We start from the raw sequence: 2,030 nt of genomic DNA on the forward strand, positions 1-2,030 counted from the left end.
GGTGCAGGCCTACCTGAAACACGCGCGCTTTGAAGAGGAAGAATTCCTTCCGCTGGCCGAAACCATTCTCGGGCGCAACGGCAACCACATGGCTGCCCTTGGCCTGTCGCTTCACCTCAGGCATGCGCCCATGGTGGTGGGGCATGTCTAGGCGCTTGCGTGGCTGATGTGCGTTGCACCGGAATATTCAAGCAAAAACAGGCTGTAGCCCAATAAGGGAAAGCGCAAGCAGCTATTAAAAGTATAGCGTTCGGGCTCTGAAAACATGCCGCGTGGCGGCCGCCCTCAGCCCCGCAGCTGCTGCGCCAGCAGTACCGCGACGTGAATCGCCTCGCGCTGCGCRCCGTCCCTGATCTGGTGGCGGCAGCTGGTGCCGTCGGCCACCACAATGGCGTCGGGCTGCTTGCGCACCGCTGGCAGCAGGCTGAGTTCGGCCATCTGCATCGACACCTCGTAGTGGTTGGCCTCATAGCCAAAGCTGCCTGCCATGCCGCAGCAGCTTGACTCGATCAGCTCAGGTTTTGCGCCGGGAATCAGCTTGAGCACATCCATGATGGGGCTCACCGCCCCAAAGGCCTTCTGGTGGCAGTGGCCGTGCAGCAAGATGGGTTGGGCTGTCGCTTTCAGCCGGCCCTTGAGCTTGTCGAGTTTGCCGTCGGCCGCTTCTCGCGCCAGGAATTCTTCCAGCAGCAATGCGTGGCGGCTGATGGTGTGCGCCGCTTCGCCCAGGCCCATCACCAGCATCTCGTCGCGCAGTGTCAGCAGGCAGGAGGGCTCCAGGCCGACGATGGCGATGCCCTTTTCGGCAAAGGGCAGCAGGGCTTCCACCACCTCGCGTGCCTTGGCCCTGGCCCTGGATACCATGCCGCTGGCCAGGTAAGTGYGGCCGCAGCACAGGCTTTTGCCGTCCGCCACGGTTTTCGCGGCCACATGTACCGTGTAGCCGGCGGCCTGCAGCACCTTGAGCGCGGCCAGTGCGTTTTCTGACTCAAAGTAGCCGTTGAAGGTGTCCACAAACAGCACGACCGGCCGTGCGGCGGCCAGCACCTCTTCGCGGCTGGCGGTCGTGATGCTTCCTTTCGACGCCGCGCCGGGCTTGTTCAGGCGCTTCCAGAAGGTCTGGCGCGTCCATTGCGGCAGTGTGCGGCGGGCCGACAGGCCCATCAGTTTTTCGCTCCAGGCCGCCAGCACCGGCACCTTGTCGCGCAGGTTCAGCAGCGGCGCCAGGCGGCTGGCCCATTGGGCATAGTCGGGCAGGTACGCGACCATCTTGTCTTTGAGCGTGTAGCCGTGCTTGTGCTTGTAGTGGTGCAAAAACTCCACCTTCATTTTGGCCATGTCCACACCCGTGGGGCAGTCGCGCTTGCAACCCTTGCAGCCCACGCACAGGTCCATGGCCTCCTTCACAGCTTCGCTGGTGAAGGCGTCTTCGGCCTTCATCCCGTCCAGCTGCCCGCTCAATGCCAGGCGCAGTGTGTTGGCGCGTCCGCGCGTGAGGTGCTGCTCGTCGCGTGTCACGCGGTAGCTCGGGCACATGGTGCCGGCGTCAAACTTGCGGCAGTGGCCGTTGTTGTTGCACATCTCCACGGCCTTGGCAAAGCCACGGGCCGGGTCGCCGCCGCTGCCGGGTGCGCTGGTCCTTTCGGTGGCCGGGTCGTTCTGCACATCCCAGGCGCGCCAGTCCAGCGCGGTCTTCAGGGGAATGACACGGTAGCCCGGCGGAAACCGCATCAGCCGCGTGTCGTCCATCTTGGGCGGGTTGATCATGCGTCCGGGGCTCAGCAAGCCCGCCGGGTCCATGTATTGCTTGATGTCGGCGAAGGCCTGGCTGATCTCCGGGCCGAACTGCCACTTGATCCATTCACCGCGGCACAGGCCGTCGCCGTGTTCGCCGCTGTAGGCACCCTTGAACTTGCGCACCAGCACGGAGGCTTCTTCGGCAATCGCGCGCATCTTGGGCGCGCCTTCGCGCCGCATGTCCAGGATGGGCCGCACATGCAGCGTGCCGACGGAGGCATGGGCATACCAGG

The 2,030-nt window shown here is 64.4% G+C and carries 1 protein-coding gene; it reads right to left on the bottom strand.

Going from position 1 to position 2,030, the window contains the following annotated elements; genetic code table 11:
* Positions 1-285: 285 nt before the first annotated feature.
* Positions 286-2,030 (bottom strand): (Fe-S)-binding protein (locus AC1DWI_RS20965; RefSeq protein WP_477725661.1); only part of this gene is annotated, 1,745 nt, incomplete at its 5' end.

It is taken from the genome of Polaromonas sp. P3_C2, assembly GCF_056402675.1.